At 68.4% G+C, this 13,335-nt stretch carries 14 protein-coding genes, 1 tRNA gene and 1 riboswitch; of the genes, 8 read left to right on the top strand and 7 right to left on the bottom strand.

Going from position 1 to position 13,335, the window contains the following annotated elements; all coding sequences use genetic code 11:
- The first annotated feature begins 8 nt into the window (after positions 1-8).
- The gene (locus ACIQ7Q_RS12450; protein ID WP_403859394.1) at positions 9-2,813 is read left to right on the top strand and encodes a transglycosylase domain-containing protein; all 2,805 of its coding nucleotides are present in this window, start codon (positions 9-11) and stop codon (positions 2,811-2,813) included.
- Here the strand turns inward: ACIQ7Q_RS12450 and ACIQ7Q_RS12445 are convergent.
- The 3 genes from ACIQ7Q_RS12445 to ACIQ7Q_RS12435 all read right to left on the bottom strand — a co-directional run bounded on the left by ACIQ7Q_RS12445 (position 2,807) and on the right by ACIQ7Q_RS12435 (position 4,027).
- Complete coding sequence (locus ACIQ7Q_RS12445) at positions 2,807-3,127, bottom strand: DMT family transporter (protein ID WP_403859392.1); 321 nt, start codon at positions 3,125-3,127, stop codon at positions 2,807-2,809. The two genes, ACIQ7Q_RS12450 and ACIQ7Q_RS12445, sit on opposite strands and share 7 nt — an antisense overlap.
- A 42-nt stretch (positions 3,128-3,169) precedes the next feature.
- A riboswitch (guanidine-III (ykkC-III) riboswitch) is annotated at positions 3,170-3,242 on the bottom strand.
- A 64-nt stretch (positions 3,243-3,306) separates the two neighbouring features.
- Positions 3,307-3,663, bottom strand: a complete 357-nt coding sequence (locus ACIQ7Q_RS12440) for a GroES family chaperonin (protein WP_403859390.1) — start codon at positions 3,661-3,663, stop codon at positions 3,307-3,309.
- A 43-nt stretch (positions 3,664-3,706) separates the two neighbouring features.
- A complete protein-coding gene (locus ACIQ7Q_RS12435; protein WP_403859388.1) occupies positions 3,707-4,027 on the bottom strand; it encodes a DUF3618 domain-containing protein in 321 nt (106 codons plus the stop codon).
- Positions 4,028-4,162: 135 nt separating this feature from the next.
- On the opposite strand from ACIQ7Q_RS12435, the gene bcp reads away from it, so the two are divergent.
- The 5 genes from bcp to ACIQ7Q_RS12410 all read left to right on the top strand — a co-directional run bounded on the left by bcp (position 4,163) and on the right by ACIQ7Q_RS12410 (position 7,968).
- Entirely contained in the window at positions 4,163-4,630 is a 468-nt protein-coding gene (gene bcp / locus ACIQ7Q_RS12430; protein ID WP_356630524.1) for a thioredoxin-dependent thiol peroxidase, read from the top strand.
- A 151-nt stretch (positions 4,631-4,781) separates the two neighbouring features.
- On the top strand, positions 4,782-6,278 hold the full coding sequence (proP, locus tag ACIQ7Q_RS12425) for a glycine betaine/L-proline transporter ProP (RefSeq protein WP_403859386.1): 1,497 nt from the start codon (positions 4,782-4,784) through the stop codon (positions 6,276-6,278).
- Between the two features lie 130 nt (positions 6,279-6,408).
- Positions 6,409-7,035 (top strand): HNH endonuclease, encoded by a 627-nt coding sequence (locus ACIQ7Q_RS12420; protein ID WP_403859384.1) that lies wholly within the window; start codon positions 6,409-6,411, stop codon positions 7,033-7,035.
- Positions 7,032-7,880, top strand: coding sequence for an HNH endonuclease signature motif containing protein (locus tag ACIQ7Q_RS12415; protein ID WP_403859382.1), 849 nt, complete (start codon positions 7,032-7,034; stop codon positions 7,878-7,880). Before ACIQ7Q_RS12420 ends, ACIQ7Q_RS12415 begins: the two co-directional genes overlap by 4 nt.
- A gap of 12 nt (positions 7,881-7,892) precedes the next feature.
- Positions 7,893-7,968: transfer RNA gene (locus ACIQ7Q_RS12410), tRNA-Leu, on the top strand.
- Positions 7,969-8,021: 53 nt separating this feature from the next.
- On the opposite strand, the gene rdgB is transcribed toward ACIQ7Q_RS12410, so the two are convergent.
- From rdgB to ACIQ7Q_RS12390, 4 genes are all read right to left on the bottom strand, one after another.
- The gene (rdgB, locus tag ACIQ7Q_RS12405) at positions 8,022-8,624 is read right to left on the bottom strand and encodes an RdgB/HAM1 family non-canonical purine NTP pyrophosphatase (RefSeq protein ID WP_403859380.1); all 603 of its coding nucleotides are present in this window, start codon (positions 8,622-8,624) and stop codon (positions 8,022-8,024) included.
- An 8-nt stretch (positions 8,625-8,632) separates the two neighbouring features.
- Positions 8,633-9,019 (bottom strand): hypothetical protein, encoded by a 387-nt coding sequence (locus ACIQ7Q_RS12400; RefSeq protein ID WP_356630534.1) that lies wholly within the window; start codon positions 9,017-9,019, stop codon positions 8,633-8,635.
- 188 nt (positions 9,020-9,207) lie between these two features.
- On the bottom strand, positions 9,208-9,930 hold the full coding sequence (gene rph, locus ACIQ7Q_RS12395) for a ribonuclease PH (RefSeq protein WP_403859378.1): 723 nt from the start codon (positions 9,928-9,930) through the stop codon (positions 9,208-9,210).
- A gap of 106 nt (positions 9,931-10,036) precedes the next feature.
- Positions 10,037-10,315, bottom strand: coding sequence for a PTS glucose/sucrose transporter subunit IIB (locus ACIQ7Q_RS12390; RefSeq protein ID WP_356630538.1), 279 nt, complete (start codon positions 10,313-10,315; stop codon positions 10,037-10,039).
- Between the two features lie 195 nt (positions 10,316-10,510).
- Here ACIQ7Q_RS12390 and ACIQ7Q_RS12385 point away from each other — a divergent pair, with 195 nt between their 5' ends.
- Positions 10,511-11,767, top strand: a complete 1,257-nt coding sequence (locus ACIQ7Q_RS12385; protein WP_403859376.1) for a PTS transporter subunit EIIC — start codon at positions 10,511-10,513, stop codon at positions 11,765-11,767.
- Between the two features lie 251 nt (positions 11,768-12,018).
- Positions 12,019-13,287, top strand: coding sequence for a PTS transporter subunit EIIC (locus ACIQ7Q_RS12380; RefSeq protein WP_403859374.1), 1,269 nt, complete (start codon positions 12,019-12,021; stop codon positions 13,285-13,287).
- The last annotated feature ends 48 nt before the right edge of the window (positions 13,288-13,335 follow it).

The raw sequence follows: 13,335 nt of genomic DNA, 5'->3' as shown, positions 1-13,335 counted from the left end.
TGGGTGCCATGAGCGACGAGCCGCAGCAGCAGGGCTGGACACCCCAGGACGCGACGGCAGCCGACCCGCCGGACGACAGGGACACGGGGAAAGAGGACAAGGAGCCCCAGGGCGCGGGCCCCGAGGCCCTGGAGGCCGAGGACAAGAGCCCGGAGGACTCCGCGGACCTGGAGCCCGACGACGGGCCCGACGACAAGAACCCCGAGGACCCCGAGGAGCCCGAGGAGCAGTCGGCTCCCGAGGAGCCCGAGGAGCCCGAGGACCCGGGCCCCGAGGACCCCGAGGAGCAGCCGGCTCCCGACGACGGGCCCGAAGGCAACAACCCCGAGGACGAGGATCCGGAGGACGAGGGCCCGGACCCCGACGACTCCGAGGACCCGGCCAAGGGCGCGCAAGAGCCGGCCGCGGCCTGCGTGGAGCACGCGGCGCAGAAGAATGGCCGCAAGGCCCGCCCCAAGCGCACCGGATGGCGCCGCGCCGTCCCCACCTGGCGCGTCACCGTCGGCACCCTGCTCGTTGCCTCACTGCTCGTCATCGGCGGCCTCATCACCGGCTACATGCTCGTCGACATCCCGCCGGCCAACGCCGCGGCCACCAAGCAGACCAACGTCTACCTCTACGCGGACGGCACCCACATCGCCCGCGACGGCGACGTCAACCGCGAGAACGTCTCCCTCGACAAGATCCCCCTCGCCGTCCAGCAGGCCGTACTCGCCGCGGAGGACCGCGACTTCTACCACGCCCCCGCCATCGACCCGCTGGCGATGATGCGCGCCGCCTGGAACACCGTCACCGGCAAGGGCAAGCAGTCCGGCTCCACCATCACCCAGCAGTACGTCAAGAACTACTACCTCGGCCAGGAACAGACCGTCACGCGCAAGGTCAAGGAGTTCTTCATCGCGGTCAAACTCGGCCGCAACCAGAGCAAGAGCGAGATCCTCGAGGGCTACCTCAACACCAGCTACTTCGGCCGCAACGCCTACGGCATCCAGTCCGCCGCGCACGCCTACTACGGCAAGGATGTCGAGGACCTCGACATCGCGCAGGGCGCCTACCTCGCCTCGCTCCTCAACGCACCCAACGCCTACGACATCGCCACCCACCCCGAGAACAAGAAAGCGGCGATCCGCCGCTGGAACTACGTACTCGGCGGCATGATCAAGGAGAAGTGGCTCAGCTCCGAGAACCGCACCGCCATGAGCTTCCCGACACCCCGGACGGCCAAGCCCGTCAGCGGGCTGTCCGGCCAGGGCGGTTACATCGTCCAGGCCGTCAAGGAGTACCTCGAACAGAACGGCATCCTCGACGAGAAGACCCTCGCCACCGGCGGCTACCGCATCACCACCACCCTGCAGCGCCACAAGCAGGCCGCCCTCATGGCGGCCGTCGACGACCGGGTGACGTCCAAACTCGACAGCGAACGTGAGGCCGACCGCGAGGTCCGCGTCGGCGGCGCCTCGATCGAACCGGACACCGGCAAGGTCGTGGCCATGTACGGCGGCATCGACTACACCAAGCAGTTCGTCAACAACGCCACCCGCCGCGACTACCAGGTCGGCTCCACGTTCAAGCCGTTCGTCTTCGCCTCGGCCATCGAGAACGACGCCACCACGCAGGACGGCTACGCCATCAACCCCCACACCATCTACGTCGGCGACAGCAAGCGCCCCGTCCAGGGCTGGAACGGACCCCGGTACGCCCCCGAGAACGAGGACAACCGCTCCTACGGCCCCATCCCCGTCCGCGAGGCCACCGACAACTCCGTCAACGCCGTCTACGCGCAGATGGCCGTGGACGTGGGCCCCACCCGCATCAAGCGGACCGCCATCGACCTCGGCCTGCCCAGCAACACCCCCGACCTGAGCCCCTCCCCCTCCATCGCCCTCGGCCCGGCCACCGCGAGCGTCCTCGACATGGCGGGCGCGTACGCCACCCTCGCCAACCACGGCAGGCACGCCAAGTCCACGCTGGTCGAGGAGATCTCCAAGAACGGCACCGACATCGCCCTCCCCGAACCGACCGCCCAACGGGCCATCAGCCGCGAGGCCGCCGACACCACCACCGCCGTCCTGCGCGGCGTCGTCGACGGCGGCACCGGCTCCGCCGCCCAGGCAGCGGGCCGCCCGGCCGCCGGCAAGACCGGCACCGCCGAGGAGGACCGAGCCGCCTGGTTCGCCGGATACACCCCCGAACTGGCGACCGTCATCGCCGTAATGGGCCAGAACCCGACCACCGGCGCACAGACATCGCTGTACGGGGCGCTCGGCCTTTCCCGGATGAACGGCGGCAGCGCGCCCGCCGAGATCTGGGGGCTGTACACGGGCACCGCCCTCGACGGCACAGAGGTCCAGGACTTCGAACTCCGCCTGGCGCCGGGCGCGGACAAGCCGCCGCCGGGCCAGCGGGACCCGAGGGAGCCGGGCTCCGGCGACCCGAGCGACCCCTACCGGCCGCGCGACCCCGACCGGCAGGTCGGCGGTGAGGACGGCCGCCAGTACGGCGGCGGCAGGGGCAACGGCGGACGGCCCGGCGCCGGCCCGGCGACCGGCGCCCCCGCGGGACCATCCGGAAGGCCGGCGCGACCCGGCGTGCCGACCGTCCCCGGCACCCGCGCCCCCGTCACGCCCGGCACGCCCGGCACCCACGTAGGCAGTCCGCCCGCACCGCCGCCGCCCGCGCAGCCCGCACCCGCACAGCCCGTTCCCGCGGATCCGAACGGGCCGGGAGGTCCGAACGGGCCGGGGAGCCCGAACGGGCCGGGAGATCCGAACGGGCCGGGGAGCCCGAACGGGACGACCGGCCGACCTCAGTGACCCGAGGTCGCCTTCAGCCCCACCACGGCGACCAGCAGCAGACAGACGAAGAAGATCCGGGCGGCGGTCACCGGCTCGTTCAGCACCAGCATGCCGACCACAGCCGCACCCGCCGCACCGATCCCGACCCACACGCCGTAGGCCGTACCGATAGGCAGGGACTTCGCCGCGTACGACAGCAACAGCATGCTCGCGACGATCCCCCCACCCGTGAACACACTCGGCCACAGCCTGGTGAACCCGTCGGTGAACTTCATCCCGATCGACCAGCCCACCTCGAGCAGACCGGCGACAACGAGCAGAACCCAGGCCATGACAGGCACCTCCGAGACGCGGAAAACCGCGGACGACAACGGGGTGCGTCGTCTTTTCCTACCCGGTACGGCGCGTCTCGTCGGGGGTCACTCCAACGTAGCAAAGAGCGGGCGCCGGACAGGCAAAAGGGCCGGTGACCTCAGCCACCGGCCCTGCCACCATCACCGGCCCCGTGCCGCTACAGATACAGCCCGGTCGAGTCCACCGAGCCCTGGAAACGGTCCGCCGCCACCGCGTGCAGATCCCGCTCACGCATCAGCACGTACGCCACACCCCGCACCTCGACCTCGGCACGGTCCTCGGGGTCGTACAGCACCCGGTCCCCGATCTCCACCGTCCGCACGTTCTGCCCGACCGCGACCACCTCGGCCCAGGCCAGACGCCGGCCCACCGCCGCGGTCGCAGGGATGACGATGCCGCCGGTGGAGCGCCGCTCGCCCTCCGGGATGTCGGTCCTCACCAGCACACGGTCGTGCAGCATCCTGATGGGCAGCTTGTCGTGCTGGGTGTTCCGCTCATGGCTGTTGACGCTCACAGCTCGAACCTACCTGTTCAGGGCGTTCCCGTACTCCGCAGGGTCACAACCGGCGCCGTCGTGCCGACACCGCCAGCAGACCCACCAGGCCGACCGCCACCAACGCCACCGGCACCAGACGCTCGAGCCGCGGCGACCCGTCGTCGGAGACGAACTGCGCCTTCACGTCCGACACCGACCGGTTCACCGCGACGAACGCGCGACCGGCCGTCCGGTCCACGCTCGAGGCGACCTTGGCCTTCGCGTCACCGATGACCGTCTTCGGGTGCATCCGCACACCGATCTCGTCGAGCGTCTCGGCGAGCCGATCGCGCCTGCGGACGATGTCCGCCTCGATCTGCGCAGGGGTCCTGGCATCCGACACCGCGCTGCCTCCGTGGTCGTGTCCGGTTGTCCTTCGTCGACAGTCTGTCAGCTCGGCCGCCCCCGCACCCGGCGGCACCCCCATTACCCTCGAGGCCGTACCCCGACGCCCATCGAGGAAGCACCGAGGAGAACCATGAGCGAGCGACTCCAGCCCGGCGACACCGCCCCCGCCTTCACCCTGCCCGACGCCGACGGCAACGAGGTCTCGCTCGCCGACCACAAGGGCCGCAAGGTGATCGTGTACTTCTACCCCGCCGCCCTCACGCCCGGCTGCACCAAGCAGGCCTGCGACTTCACCGACAACCTCGAGCTGCTGGCCGGCGCCGGCTACGAGGTCATCGGCGTTTCACCGGACAAGCCGGAGAAGCTCGCGAAGTTCCGCGAGAAGGAAGACCTCAAGGTCACGCTCGTCGGCGACCCTTCCAAGGAGGTTCTCGAGGCGTACGGCGCCTTCGGCGAGAAGAAGCTCTACGGCAAGACGGTGACGGGAGTGATCCGCTCCACGGTCGTCGTCGACGAGGACGGCAAGGTCGAGCGCGCCCTGTACAACGTCAAGGCGACCGGCCACGTCGCGAAGATCATCAAGGACCTCGGGATCTGACCACACCCCACCTCGGCCGAACCTCGCACCACCCTTACGCCGCCCTTCACGCTGTGTGACCGAAGCCCCATTCAGGTGGGGCTACGGTTTGCGGACTCCACGATCGAGCAGACGATTTTCTTGGAACAGGAGTCCACGAAAGGAAACCGTCATGGCGGAAAGCGGCCAGGAGCCGACGGCCGATCCCGCAGCGGTCAAACGCCACCCCATACTCTTCCGCACCATCAAACAGCGGCAGAACCCCAGGCTCCGGCGCACGGACATCACCGTCACCGACGAAGCGGCGGTCAAGCGGGCGGTCAAAGCAGCATCGCTGGGCAACGCCATGGAGTGGTTCGACTTCGGTATCTACAGCTACCTGGCCGTCACCCTCGGCCATGTCTTCTTCCCCTCCGGGAACGAAACGGTCCAGCTGCTCTCCTCCTTCGCGACCTTCGCGGTCGCCTTTCTCGTTCGCCCGCTCGGCGGAATGGTCTTCGGCCCGCTGGGCGACAAGATCGGCCGCAAGAAGGTACTCGCCGCCACGATGATCCTGATGGCCATCGGCACGGGCGCCATCGGCCTCATCCCGTCGTACGCCACCATCGGTTTCTGGGCACCGGTCCTGCTGATCCTGTTCCGCCTCGTGCAGGGCTTCTCCACCGGCGGTGAGTACGGCGGCGCCTCCACCTTCATCGCCGAGTACGCCCCCGACAAGCGTCGCGGCTTCTTCGGCAGCTTCCTCGAGCTCGGCACGCTGGCCGGTTACGTCGGAGCGGCCGGCCTGGTCACGGCCCTCACCGCGTGGCTCGGCAACGACACTATGGAGGCCTGGGGCTGGCGCCTGCCCTTCCTCGTCGCGGCCCCGCTGGGCCTCGTCGGCGTCTACCTGCGACTGAAGCTCGACGAGACACCCGCCTTCCAGAAGCTGGAAGCGGAGTCCGCGCACGCCTCGGAGGCCGCCGACACCGTCGAGACGACGGCCAAGGGCGACCTCGCCGACATCTTCCGCAAGTACTGGCCGACGCTGATCCTGTGCATCGCCCTCGTCGGCGCGTACAACATCACCGACTACATGCTGCTGTCGTACATGCCGACGTACCTGTCCGACGAACTCGGCTACAGCGAGACCGACGGCCTGCTCATCCTGATCGGCGTCATGGTCTTCCTGATGCTGATCATCAACCAGGTGGGCCGCCTGAACGACCGCTTCGGCCGCAAGCCGCTTCTGATGGCCGGAATGCTGGGCTTCCTGTTCCTGTCGGCGCCGGCGTTCGTACTGATCGGCCAGGGCAACATCCCGGCGATGACGGCGGGCATGCTGATGCTCGGCCTGTCCCTGGTCTGCCTGCTCGGCACGATGTCGGCGGCCCTCCCGGCCCTCTTCCCGACACACGTCCGGTACGGCTCCCTGTCCGTCGGCTACAACCTCTCCGCCTCCCTCTTCGGCGGCACCACCCCGCTCGTGATCACCGCTCTCATCAGCGTGACCGGCAACAACCTGATGCCGGCGTACTACGCGATGGCAGCGGCCCTGGTCGGCGTGATCGCCGTGGCGTGCATGAAGGAGACCGCCCAGCGTCCCCTGGACGGCTCGCCGCCCTCGGTGTCCTCGAAGGAGGAGGCCGCCGAAATGGTCCTGGCGGCGGCACCGGAGCCGAAATTCTGACCGGTTCTCGACGGAACGGCCCGCCCCAGGCAACTGGGGCGGGCTGTTCCGTTTATCGGCAGTAACTGTCCGATAAACGGTTCGTTACTCCGTACGAGACCGCGAACACGCGGCCGGGACGGAGGGGACGATGCCGGTCAAGTACACGCGAGAGCAGCTGGCCGAGGTGGCACGGGACTGTGCGGACTGGGACGAGGCCGTCAGAAGATGCGGCGGAACACCCACCCCTGGGAGGAGGCGCTACCTGCGGCAGCGGATGGCGGCCTGGGGGATAGACACGTCGCACTTCCGGTCGGGATGGGCGCGCCACACCGAAGAGCGGTTGCGGCAGCTGGTCGCACAGTCGAGCAGCGTCAGGGACGTCCTTCGAGGCCTGGGGATCAACCCCGTCGGCGGGAACCACGCGCACATCAGTCGCCGGATCGCCACTCTGGGCATCGACACGTCGCACTTCGTCGCCGCCCGGCGAGGCCGGCCGAAGGGCTCGCGCGGTGATGTGCTGACCCTGCGCGATCGGGAGGAGGGACGGATTCCGGGCAGTCGGCTTCGTCAAAGTCTCGTACGCCGCGGGGTAGCGGAGATCTGCGCGATGTGCGGTGTCCGCACTGCGTGGAACAACAAGCCCTTGCGGCTGGAGGTGGACCACCTCAACGGAGACTGGTGGGACAATCGGCCCGAGAATCTGCGACTCCTGTGCCCCAACTGCCATGCGGTGACGGACACCTACCGCGGCCGGAAGCGGAGGGGCGCACGATGAGCGTCCGCTACCCCCGGGACCTCCTGGTCAGGGCCGCTGCGAATTCGACAAGTCTTGTGGACCTCATGCGCCGCGTAGGAGCCCCGATGGGGAGCATCGCGCAACGCTATCTACGCCGCCGACTCGAGACCTACGGCATCGACACCTCCCATTTCGTCGACGAGCCGTTGCCGCACCGCGAACGCCGCTCGTACTCGAGAGAGCGACTCTCAAAAGCCGCGGCCCACTCACACAGCATCCGGGAGATGCTGCAGTACTTGAGCTACCTGCCCGACGACAGTCCGTATGGCCACATCCGAAAAAAGCTCGACCAATTCGGCATCGACACATCGCACTTCACCAGCGGCTGGGGATACCGCGCAGCGACCCTCCCCCTCGACAGGCTGGCGCCGACGGTGGAGACGTCCAAGAGCGTGGGCGGTGTGCTCAGGCTTCTGGGCTTGCCGGACAACGGCACCTCACGGCGGATCGTTCAGCGGAACATCGAAGCCAACGGCCTGTCAGTCGAGCACTTCACGGGCAAGGCGCACTGCCGGGGCATCCCGTCCCCGTACCGAAAGGCCGCCGCCACTGTGCTGCGGCGCCTGGAGCCTGGTTCGCAGCGTACAGAGACCAGGATGCTCCGACGCGCCCTTGACGAACTGGCGGTCCCCCACATCTGCGCGGAGTGCGGAGTCGGCGACGTCTGGCAGGGCAGGCCGCTGGTTCTGGAGATCGATCACATCAACGGCGATCGTCTGGACAACCGGCAGGCGAATCTCCGGTACTTGTGCCCGTCATGCCACAGTCAGACCAGCACCTTTTCCCGAGGTACTTCTGCACGGCCCAGAGGCGCGGCACAGTAAAGTGACCACTGCGGGTCCGTACCCCAGCTGGCCAAGAGGGCGCCGGTTTAGGTCCGGTGTGTCGTGGGTTCGAGTCCCACCGGGCCCACGTGAAGGGGCGCGGCACCGCTTGGCGGTGCCGCGCCCTTCGGCGTCCGGAGCTCAGCCCAGCAGCTCCTTCACCACCGGCACCAGCGCCCGGAACGCCTTCCCCCGGTGGCTGATCGCGTTCTTCTCCTCCGGGGTCAGCTCCGCACAGGTACGGGTCTCGCCCTCCGGCTGGAGGATCGGGTCGTAGCCGAAGCCGTTCGTGCCGTGCGGAGTGCGGCGGAGGGTGCCGGGGAGGCGGCCCTCCACGACGCGTTCCGTTCCGTCCGGGAGGGCGAGGGCCGCCGCGCAGGCGAAGTGGGCGGCGCGGTGGGCGGTGTCGATGTCGACCAGCTGGGCGAGCAGGAGATCCAGGTTGGCCTTGTCGTCGCCGTGGCGGCCGGACCACCTCGCGGAGAAGATGCCGGGCGCGCCGCCGAGGACGTCGACGCAGAGGCCGGAGTCGTCGGCGACGGCGGGCAGACCGGTGGCCTTGGCGAGGGCGTGGGCTTTGAGGAGGGCGTTCTCGGCGAAGGTGACGCCGGTTTCCTTGACGTCGGGGATCTCCGGGTAGGCGTCCGCGCCGACGAGGTCATGGGTGAGCCCTGCGTCGGCGAGGATGGCCTTGAGTTCGGTGATCTTTCCGGCGTTGCGGGTGGCGAGGATCAGTCGGGTCATGCCCTTGATTATCCGGGCGTGCAGACCTTGCCGATTTCGGTGGCGGCGTCGGTGACGGGCTTGATGTCGGGGGTGGTGTCGCCGCTTTCGATGGCCTTGCGGACGGATTCGACGCCGGCGCCGAGGTCGTCGACGGCCTTGCTGAGGTCGGCGTTGTCGGTCTTGTCGCCGAGGTTCTTCAGTTCGCGGTCGATGGCGTCGAGCGATTCCTTGGCCTGTGTCAGGTCCTCGGTGCCGGTGGCGACGGCGTCCTGGAGGTTGCCGACGCTGGTGGCTATCGAGTCGGCGGTCTCGACACATTCGAGTGCCTTGTCGAGGGCGCCGCAGCCGACGGCGGCGGGCAGGATCAGGGCTGCGGTGGCGATGGTGAGTGCGATGCGGCGGCGCGCAGTCATTCGGTACGGTCCTCCCCGGATACGGACGGGCGCACGGTTCGGCCCGTGCGCCCGTATCAGTGACGACGCCCGTTGAGGGCTTCTTGGTTGCTTCTTTACTCGCGGACTTTGTTCGCGGGCTTTGTTCGCGGGCCTTACCCGACGGCATCACCCGCGGGGCTTTACCCGACGGCATCAACCCGCGGGCTTTACCCGAGGGCTTCGACCTGGAGGGCGGCGAGGTCGGCGCAGCCGCCGGTGGCGAGGTCGAGGAGGGCGTTGAGCTCCTTGCGGTCGAAGGGCTCGGCTTCGGCGGTGCCCTGGACTTCGACGAAGCGGCCGTCGCCGGTGCAGACGACGTTCATGTCGGTCTCTGCCCGGACGTCCTCTTCATAGCAGAGGTCGAGGAGCGGCGTGCCGTCGACGATGCCGACGCTGACAGCGGCGACGGTGCCGGTGAGGGGCTTGCGACCGGCCTTGATCAGCTTCTTGCCCTGGGCCCAGGTGACGGCGTCGGCGAGGGCGACGTAGGCGCCGGTGATGGCGGCGGTGCGGGTGCCGCCGTCGGCCTGGAGGACGTCGCAGTCGAGCACGATGGTGTTCTCGCCGAGGGCCTTGTAGTCGATCACGGCGCGCAGGGAGCGGCCGATCAGCCGGCTGATCTCGTGGGTGCGGCCGCCGATCTTGCCGCGTACGGATTCGCGGTCGCCGCGGGTGTTGGTGGAGCGGGGCAGCATCGAGTACTCGGAGGTGACCCAGCCTTCGCCGCTGCCCTTGCGCCAGCGGGGGACGCCTTCGGTGAAGGAGGCGGTGCAGAAGACCTTGGTGTCTCCGAAGGAGATGAGGACGGAGCCCTCGGCGTGCTTGCTCCACCCACGTTCGATGGTGATCGGGCGGAGCTGTTCGGGGGTGCGGCCGTCGATTCGAGACATGGTGCCGAGCCTATCGGCACATGGGTGAGGGGCCTGTTCCGGTCGTTCGGAATCAGGCCCCTCGGGGCGCGACGGCCGGCAGGGTGGCCGGCGGGTTGTCGTCAGTTCACATCATGTCTTCGATGTCGGCTGCGATGGGGTCGGCGTCGGTGCCGATGACGACCTGGATGGCGGTGCCCATTTTGACGACGCCGTGGGCGCCGGCGGCCTTGAGGGCGGCTTCGTCGACGAGGCTGGGGTCGGAGACCTCGGTGCGGAGGCGGGTGATGCAGCCCTCGATCTCCTCGATGTTGTCGATGCCGCCGAGCCCGGCGACGATCTTCTCAGCCTTGCTGGCCATGTCTTTCTCCCTGCGTTCGGAGCGTTGAGCGCTGTCGCGGCCCACCGTCTCGGCCCACCGTAGGTCCGGTTTGTCACGGTAACGCACGGTTGGCCCATCTTCACGGGCGAGTAACCGTCTTGTACCTAAGGATGACGATCACCGGTGCCGCGTCTCGCGACCGGCCCCCGGGGACCGTATCGCAACTGGTCTACACCAGTCTGCAACACCTGCCGAACCAGGCCTGCTCCGGGAGGACCGATGAGCGCCGAGAGCGCGGCCCCGCCGCGGAAGAAGTGGTGGAACGGACTCTTCCAGGGCCTCCAGAAGATCGGCCGCAGCCTCCAGCTGCCGGTCGCCGTCCTCCCCGCGGCCGGCCTGCTGGTCAGCCTCGGCAATCTCTTCGGCGCCACGTTGGACGGGCCGTTCTGGGACAGGACCTCCGAGGTCCTGATCAAAGGCGGGGGTGGCATCCTCGACGGCAGTCTCGGCCTTCCCCTGCTCTTCTGCATCGGCGTCGCGATCGGCTTCGCGAAGAAGTCCGACGGTTCCACGGCCCTCGCCGCCGTCGCCGGGTTCCTCGTCTACTACAACGTGCTCAGGGCCTTCCCGGTCGACGGCACGGTGACGGAGGCGATGCCGGACGGCACCCCGCAGAACCCGGGGGTCCTCGGCGGCATCCTGATCGGCCTGCTCACGGCCGTGGTCTGGCAGCGCTACCACCGCACCAGGCTGGTCGACTGGCTGGGCTTCTTCAACGGCCGCCGGCTGGTCCCGATCATCATGGCGTTCCTCTGCTGTGTGCTGGGCGTGCTGTTCGGCCTGCTGTGGGATCCGGTCGGCGACGCGCTGACCGCCTTCTCGAAGCGGCTGATCGACCTGGGCGCGTGGGGCGCGGGCATCTTCGGTGTCGCCAACAGGCTGCTGATCCCGATCGGCATGCACCAGTTCCTGAACACGTTCTTCTGGTTCCAGGCGGGCGAGTACGACGACGACGGCACGGTGGTGCAGGGCGACCTGACGCGCTTCTTCGCGGGCGACCCGGACGCCGGGCTGTTCATGTCGGGCTTCTTCCCGATCATGATGTTCGGTCTCCCGGCCGCCGCCCTGGCCATCACCCACTGCGCCCGCCCCGAGCACCGCAAGCGGGTGGCTGGGCTGATGTTCTCGGTCGGTCTGACGTCGTTCGTGACCGGGGTGACGGAGCCGCTCGAGTTCTCGTTCATGTTCGTGGCGCCGCTGCTGTACGGGCTGCACGCGGTGCTCACGGGCGTGTCGATGGCGATCACCTGGGCCCTCGGGGTGCATGCGGGGTTCAGCTTCTCGGCGGGTCTGATCGACTATGTCGTCAACTGGCACCTGGATACGAAGCCGTGGCTGATCCTGCCGATCGGCGCCTGTTTCGCGGTGGTCTACTACGTGGCCTTCCGGGCAGCGATCACTTTGTTCAACATTCCTACACCTGGCCGCGAGCCGGAGGAGATCCAGCAGGAGATGGAGCGCGAGGCGACGAAGTAGGAGCTCCGACCTGGGAGGCGGCGGCCTTCGAGCCGCTCGGGTGCGGAGGGCCTTTGCCTGCATTGACCTGATCGTTACGCGGCCCCGGAAATTCGCAGGTTCCTTATCCAACCCTCACCGTGCTACAACAGGTCTACACCACTCAGTGGTGTAGACCATGCGGTCCAGACCACGGCCGCATTTCCCCTTTGAGTCGCCGCCCTCCCCCGTTGTCTGTCCTCTGGCGGCGCCTTGCCCACTGGAGGATGTTGATGACCACGGCCAGCGCCGCCCCCGGCGCGGACAAGAAGAAGATGGGCGCGGGTGCGATGGCTGTCATGCAGCGCATCGGCCGCAGCCTGATGCTGCCCGTCGCCGTGCTGCCCGCCGCCGCGCTGCTGGTGCGTTTCGGCCAGCCCGACATGCTCGGCAAGGAGTCGTTCCCGGGGTTCATCACCAAGATCGCCGGTTATATGGCGGCCGGTGGCGGCGCTCTGCTCGACAACATGCCGCTGCTCTTCGCCGTCGGCATCGCGATCGGATTCGCCAAGAAGTCGGACGGCTCCACCGCGCTCGCCGCGGTGACCGGTTACCTGGTCTTCAAGAACGTCCTGGCCCAGTTCACGGACAGCAATCTGCCGAAGGTCGCCGCCGTCGTCGACGGCAAGATCGTCATGAACGAGGCCCCGGTCAATGCCGGTGTGCTCGGCGGTGTGGTCATGGGCGTCGTCGTGGCGCTGCTCTACCAGCGCTTCTACCGCACCAAGCTGCCGGACTGGGCCGGCTTCTTCGGCGGCCGCCGGCTCGTCCCGATCCTCTCGGCCTTCGCCGGCCTGATCATCGGCATCCTCTTCGGCCTGATCTGGCCCTGGCTCGGCACCGGTCTGCACAACCTGGGTGAATGGCTGGTCGGCTCCGGCGCGGTGGGCGCGGGCATCTTCGGTGTCGCCAACCGTGCGCTGATCCCGGTCGGCATGCACCACCTGCTGAACTCCTTCCCGTGGTTCCAGGCCGGCACCTATGAGGGCAAGAGCGGCGACATAGCCCGCTTCCTCGCCGGTGACCCGTCGGCCGGACAGTTCATGACCGGCTTCTTCCCGATCATGATGTTCGCGCTTCCCGCGGCGTGCCTCGCGATCGTCCACTGCGCCCGTCCCGAGCGCCGCAAGGTCGTCGGCGGCATGATGTTCTCGCTCGCGCTCACCTCGTTCGTCACCGGTGTCACCGAGCCGATCGAGTTCACGTTCATGTTCATCGCGCCGGTGCTGTACGCGGTCCACGCGGTGCTGACCGGTGTCTCCATGGCCCTGACCTGGGCTCTCGGAATGAAGGACGGCTTCGGCTTCTCGGCCGGTGCGGTGGACTTCTTCCTGAACCTGGGCATCGCGTCGAACCCGTGGGGTCTCGCGCTCGTCGGTCTGTGCTTCGCGGCGGTCTACTACGTGGTGTTCCGCTTCGCGATCACCAAGTTCAACCTGCCGACGCCGGGCCGCGAGTCCGACGTCGAGCTCGCCGAACTGCAGAAGGCCGAGGCGAAGTAAGCCGTACGGCCCGCCGAACGCCGAAGCCCCTGTCCTGTGCTCCACAGG

Origin of the sequence: Streptomyces sp. NPDC096176, from assembly GCF_044763255.1 — a bacterium.
GTDB lineage: Bacteria > Actinomycetota > Actinomycetes > Streptomycetales > Streptomycetaceae > Streptomyces.
Note: the sequence above shows the minus strand (reverse complement) of the source record. Positions and strands in the feature narration are given on the sequence as shown.

Excerpts from the sequence above, each read along its gene's own strand:
- ACIQ7Q_RS12450 (WP_403859394.1), top strand. The coding sequence starts at position 9 with ATGAGCGACGAGCCGCAGCAGCAGGGCTGGACACCCCAGGACGCGACG.
- ACIQ7Q_RS12445 (WP_403859392.1), bottom strand. The coding sequence starts at position 3,127 with ATGGCCTGGGTTCTGCTCGTTGTCGCCGGTCTGCTCGAGGTGGGCTGG.
- bcp (WP_356630524.1), top strand. The coding sequence starts at position 4,163 with ATGAGCGAGCGACTCCAGCCCGGCGACACCGCCCCCGCCTTCACCCTG.
- proP (WP_403859386.1), top strand. The coding sequence starts at position 4,782 with ATGGCGGAAAGCGGCCAGGAGCCGACGGCCGATCCCGCAGCGGTCAAA.
- ACIQ7Q_RS12420 (WP_403859384.1), top strand. The coding sequence starts at position 6,409 with ATGCCGGTCAAGTACACGCGAGAGCAGCTGGCCGAGGTGGCACGGGAC.
- ACIQ7Q_RS12415 (WP_403859382.1), top strand. The coding sequence starts at position 7,032 with ATGAGCGTCCGCTACCCCCGGGACCTCCTGGTCAGGGCCGCTGCGAAT.
- rdgB (WP_403859380.1), bottom strand. The coding sequence starts at position 8,624 with ATGACCCGACTGATCCTCGCCACCCGCAACGCCGGAAAGATCACCGAA.
- ACIQ7Q_RS12400 (WP_356630534.1), bottom strand. The coding sequence starts at position 9,019 with ATGACTGCGCGCCGCCGCATCGCACTCACCATCGCCACCGCAGCCCTG.
- rph (WP_403859378.1), bottom strand. The coding sequence starts at position 9,930 with ATGTCTCGAATCGACGGCCGCACCCCCGAACAGCTCCGCCCGATCACC.
- ACIQ7Q_RS12385 (WP_403859376.1), top strand. The coding sequence starts at position 10,511 with ATGAGCGCCGAGAGCGCGGCCCCGCCGCGGAAGAAGTGGTGGAACGGA.
- ACIQ7Q_RS12380 (WP_403859374.1), top strand. The coding sequence starts at position 12,019 with ATGACCACGGCCAGCGCCGCCCCCGGCGCGGACAAGAAGAAGATGGGC.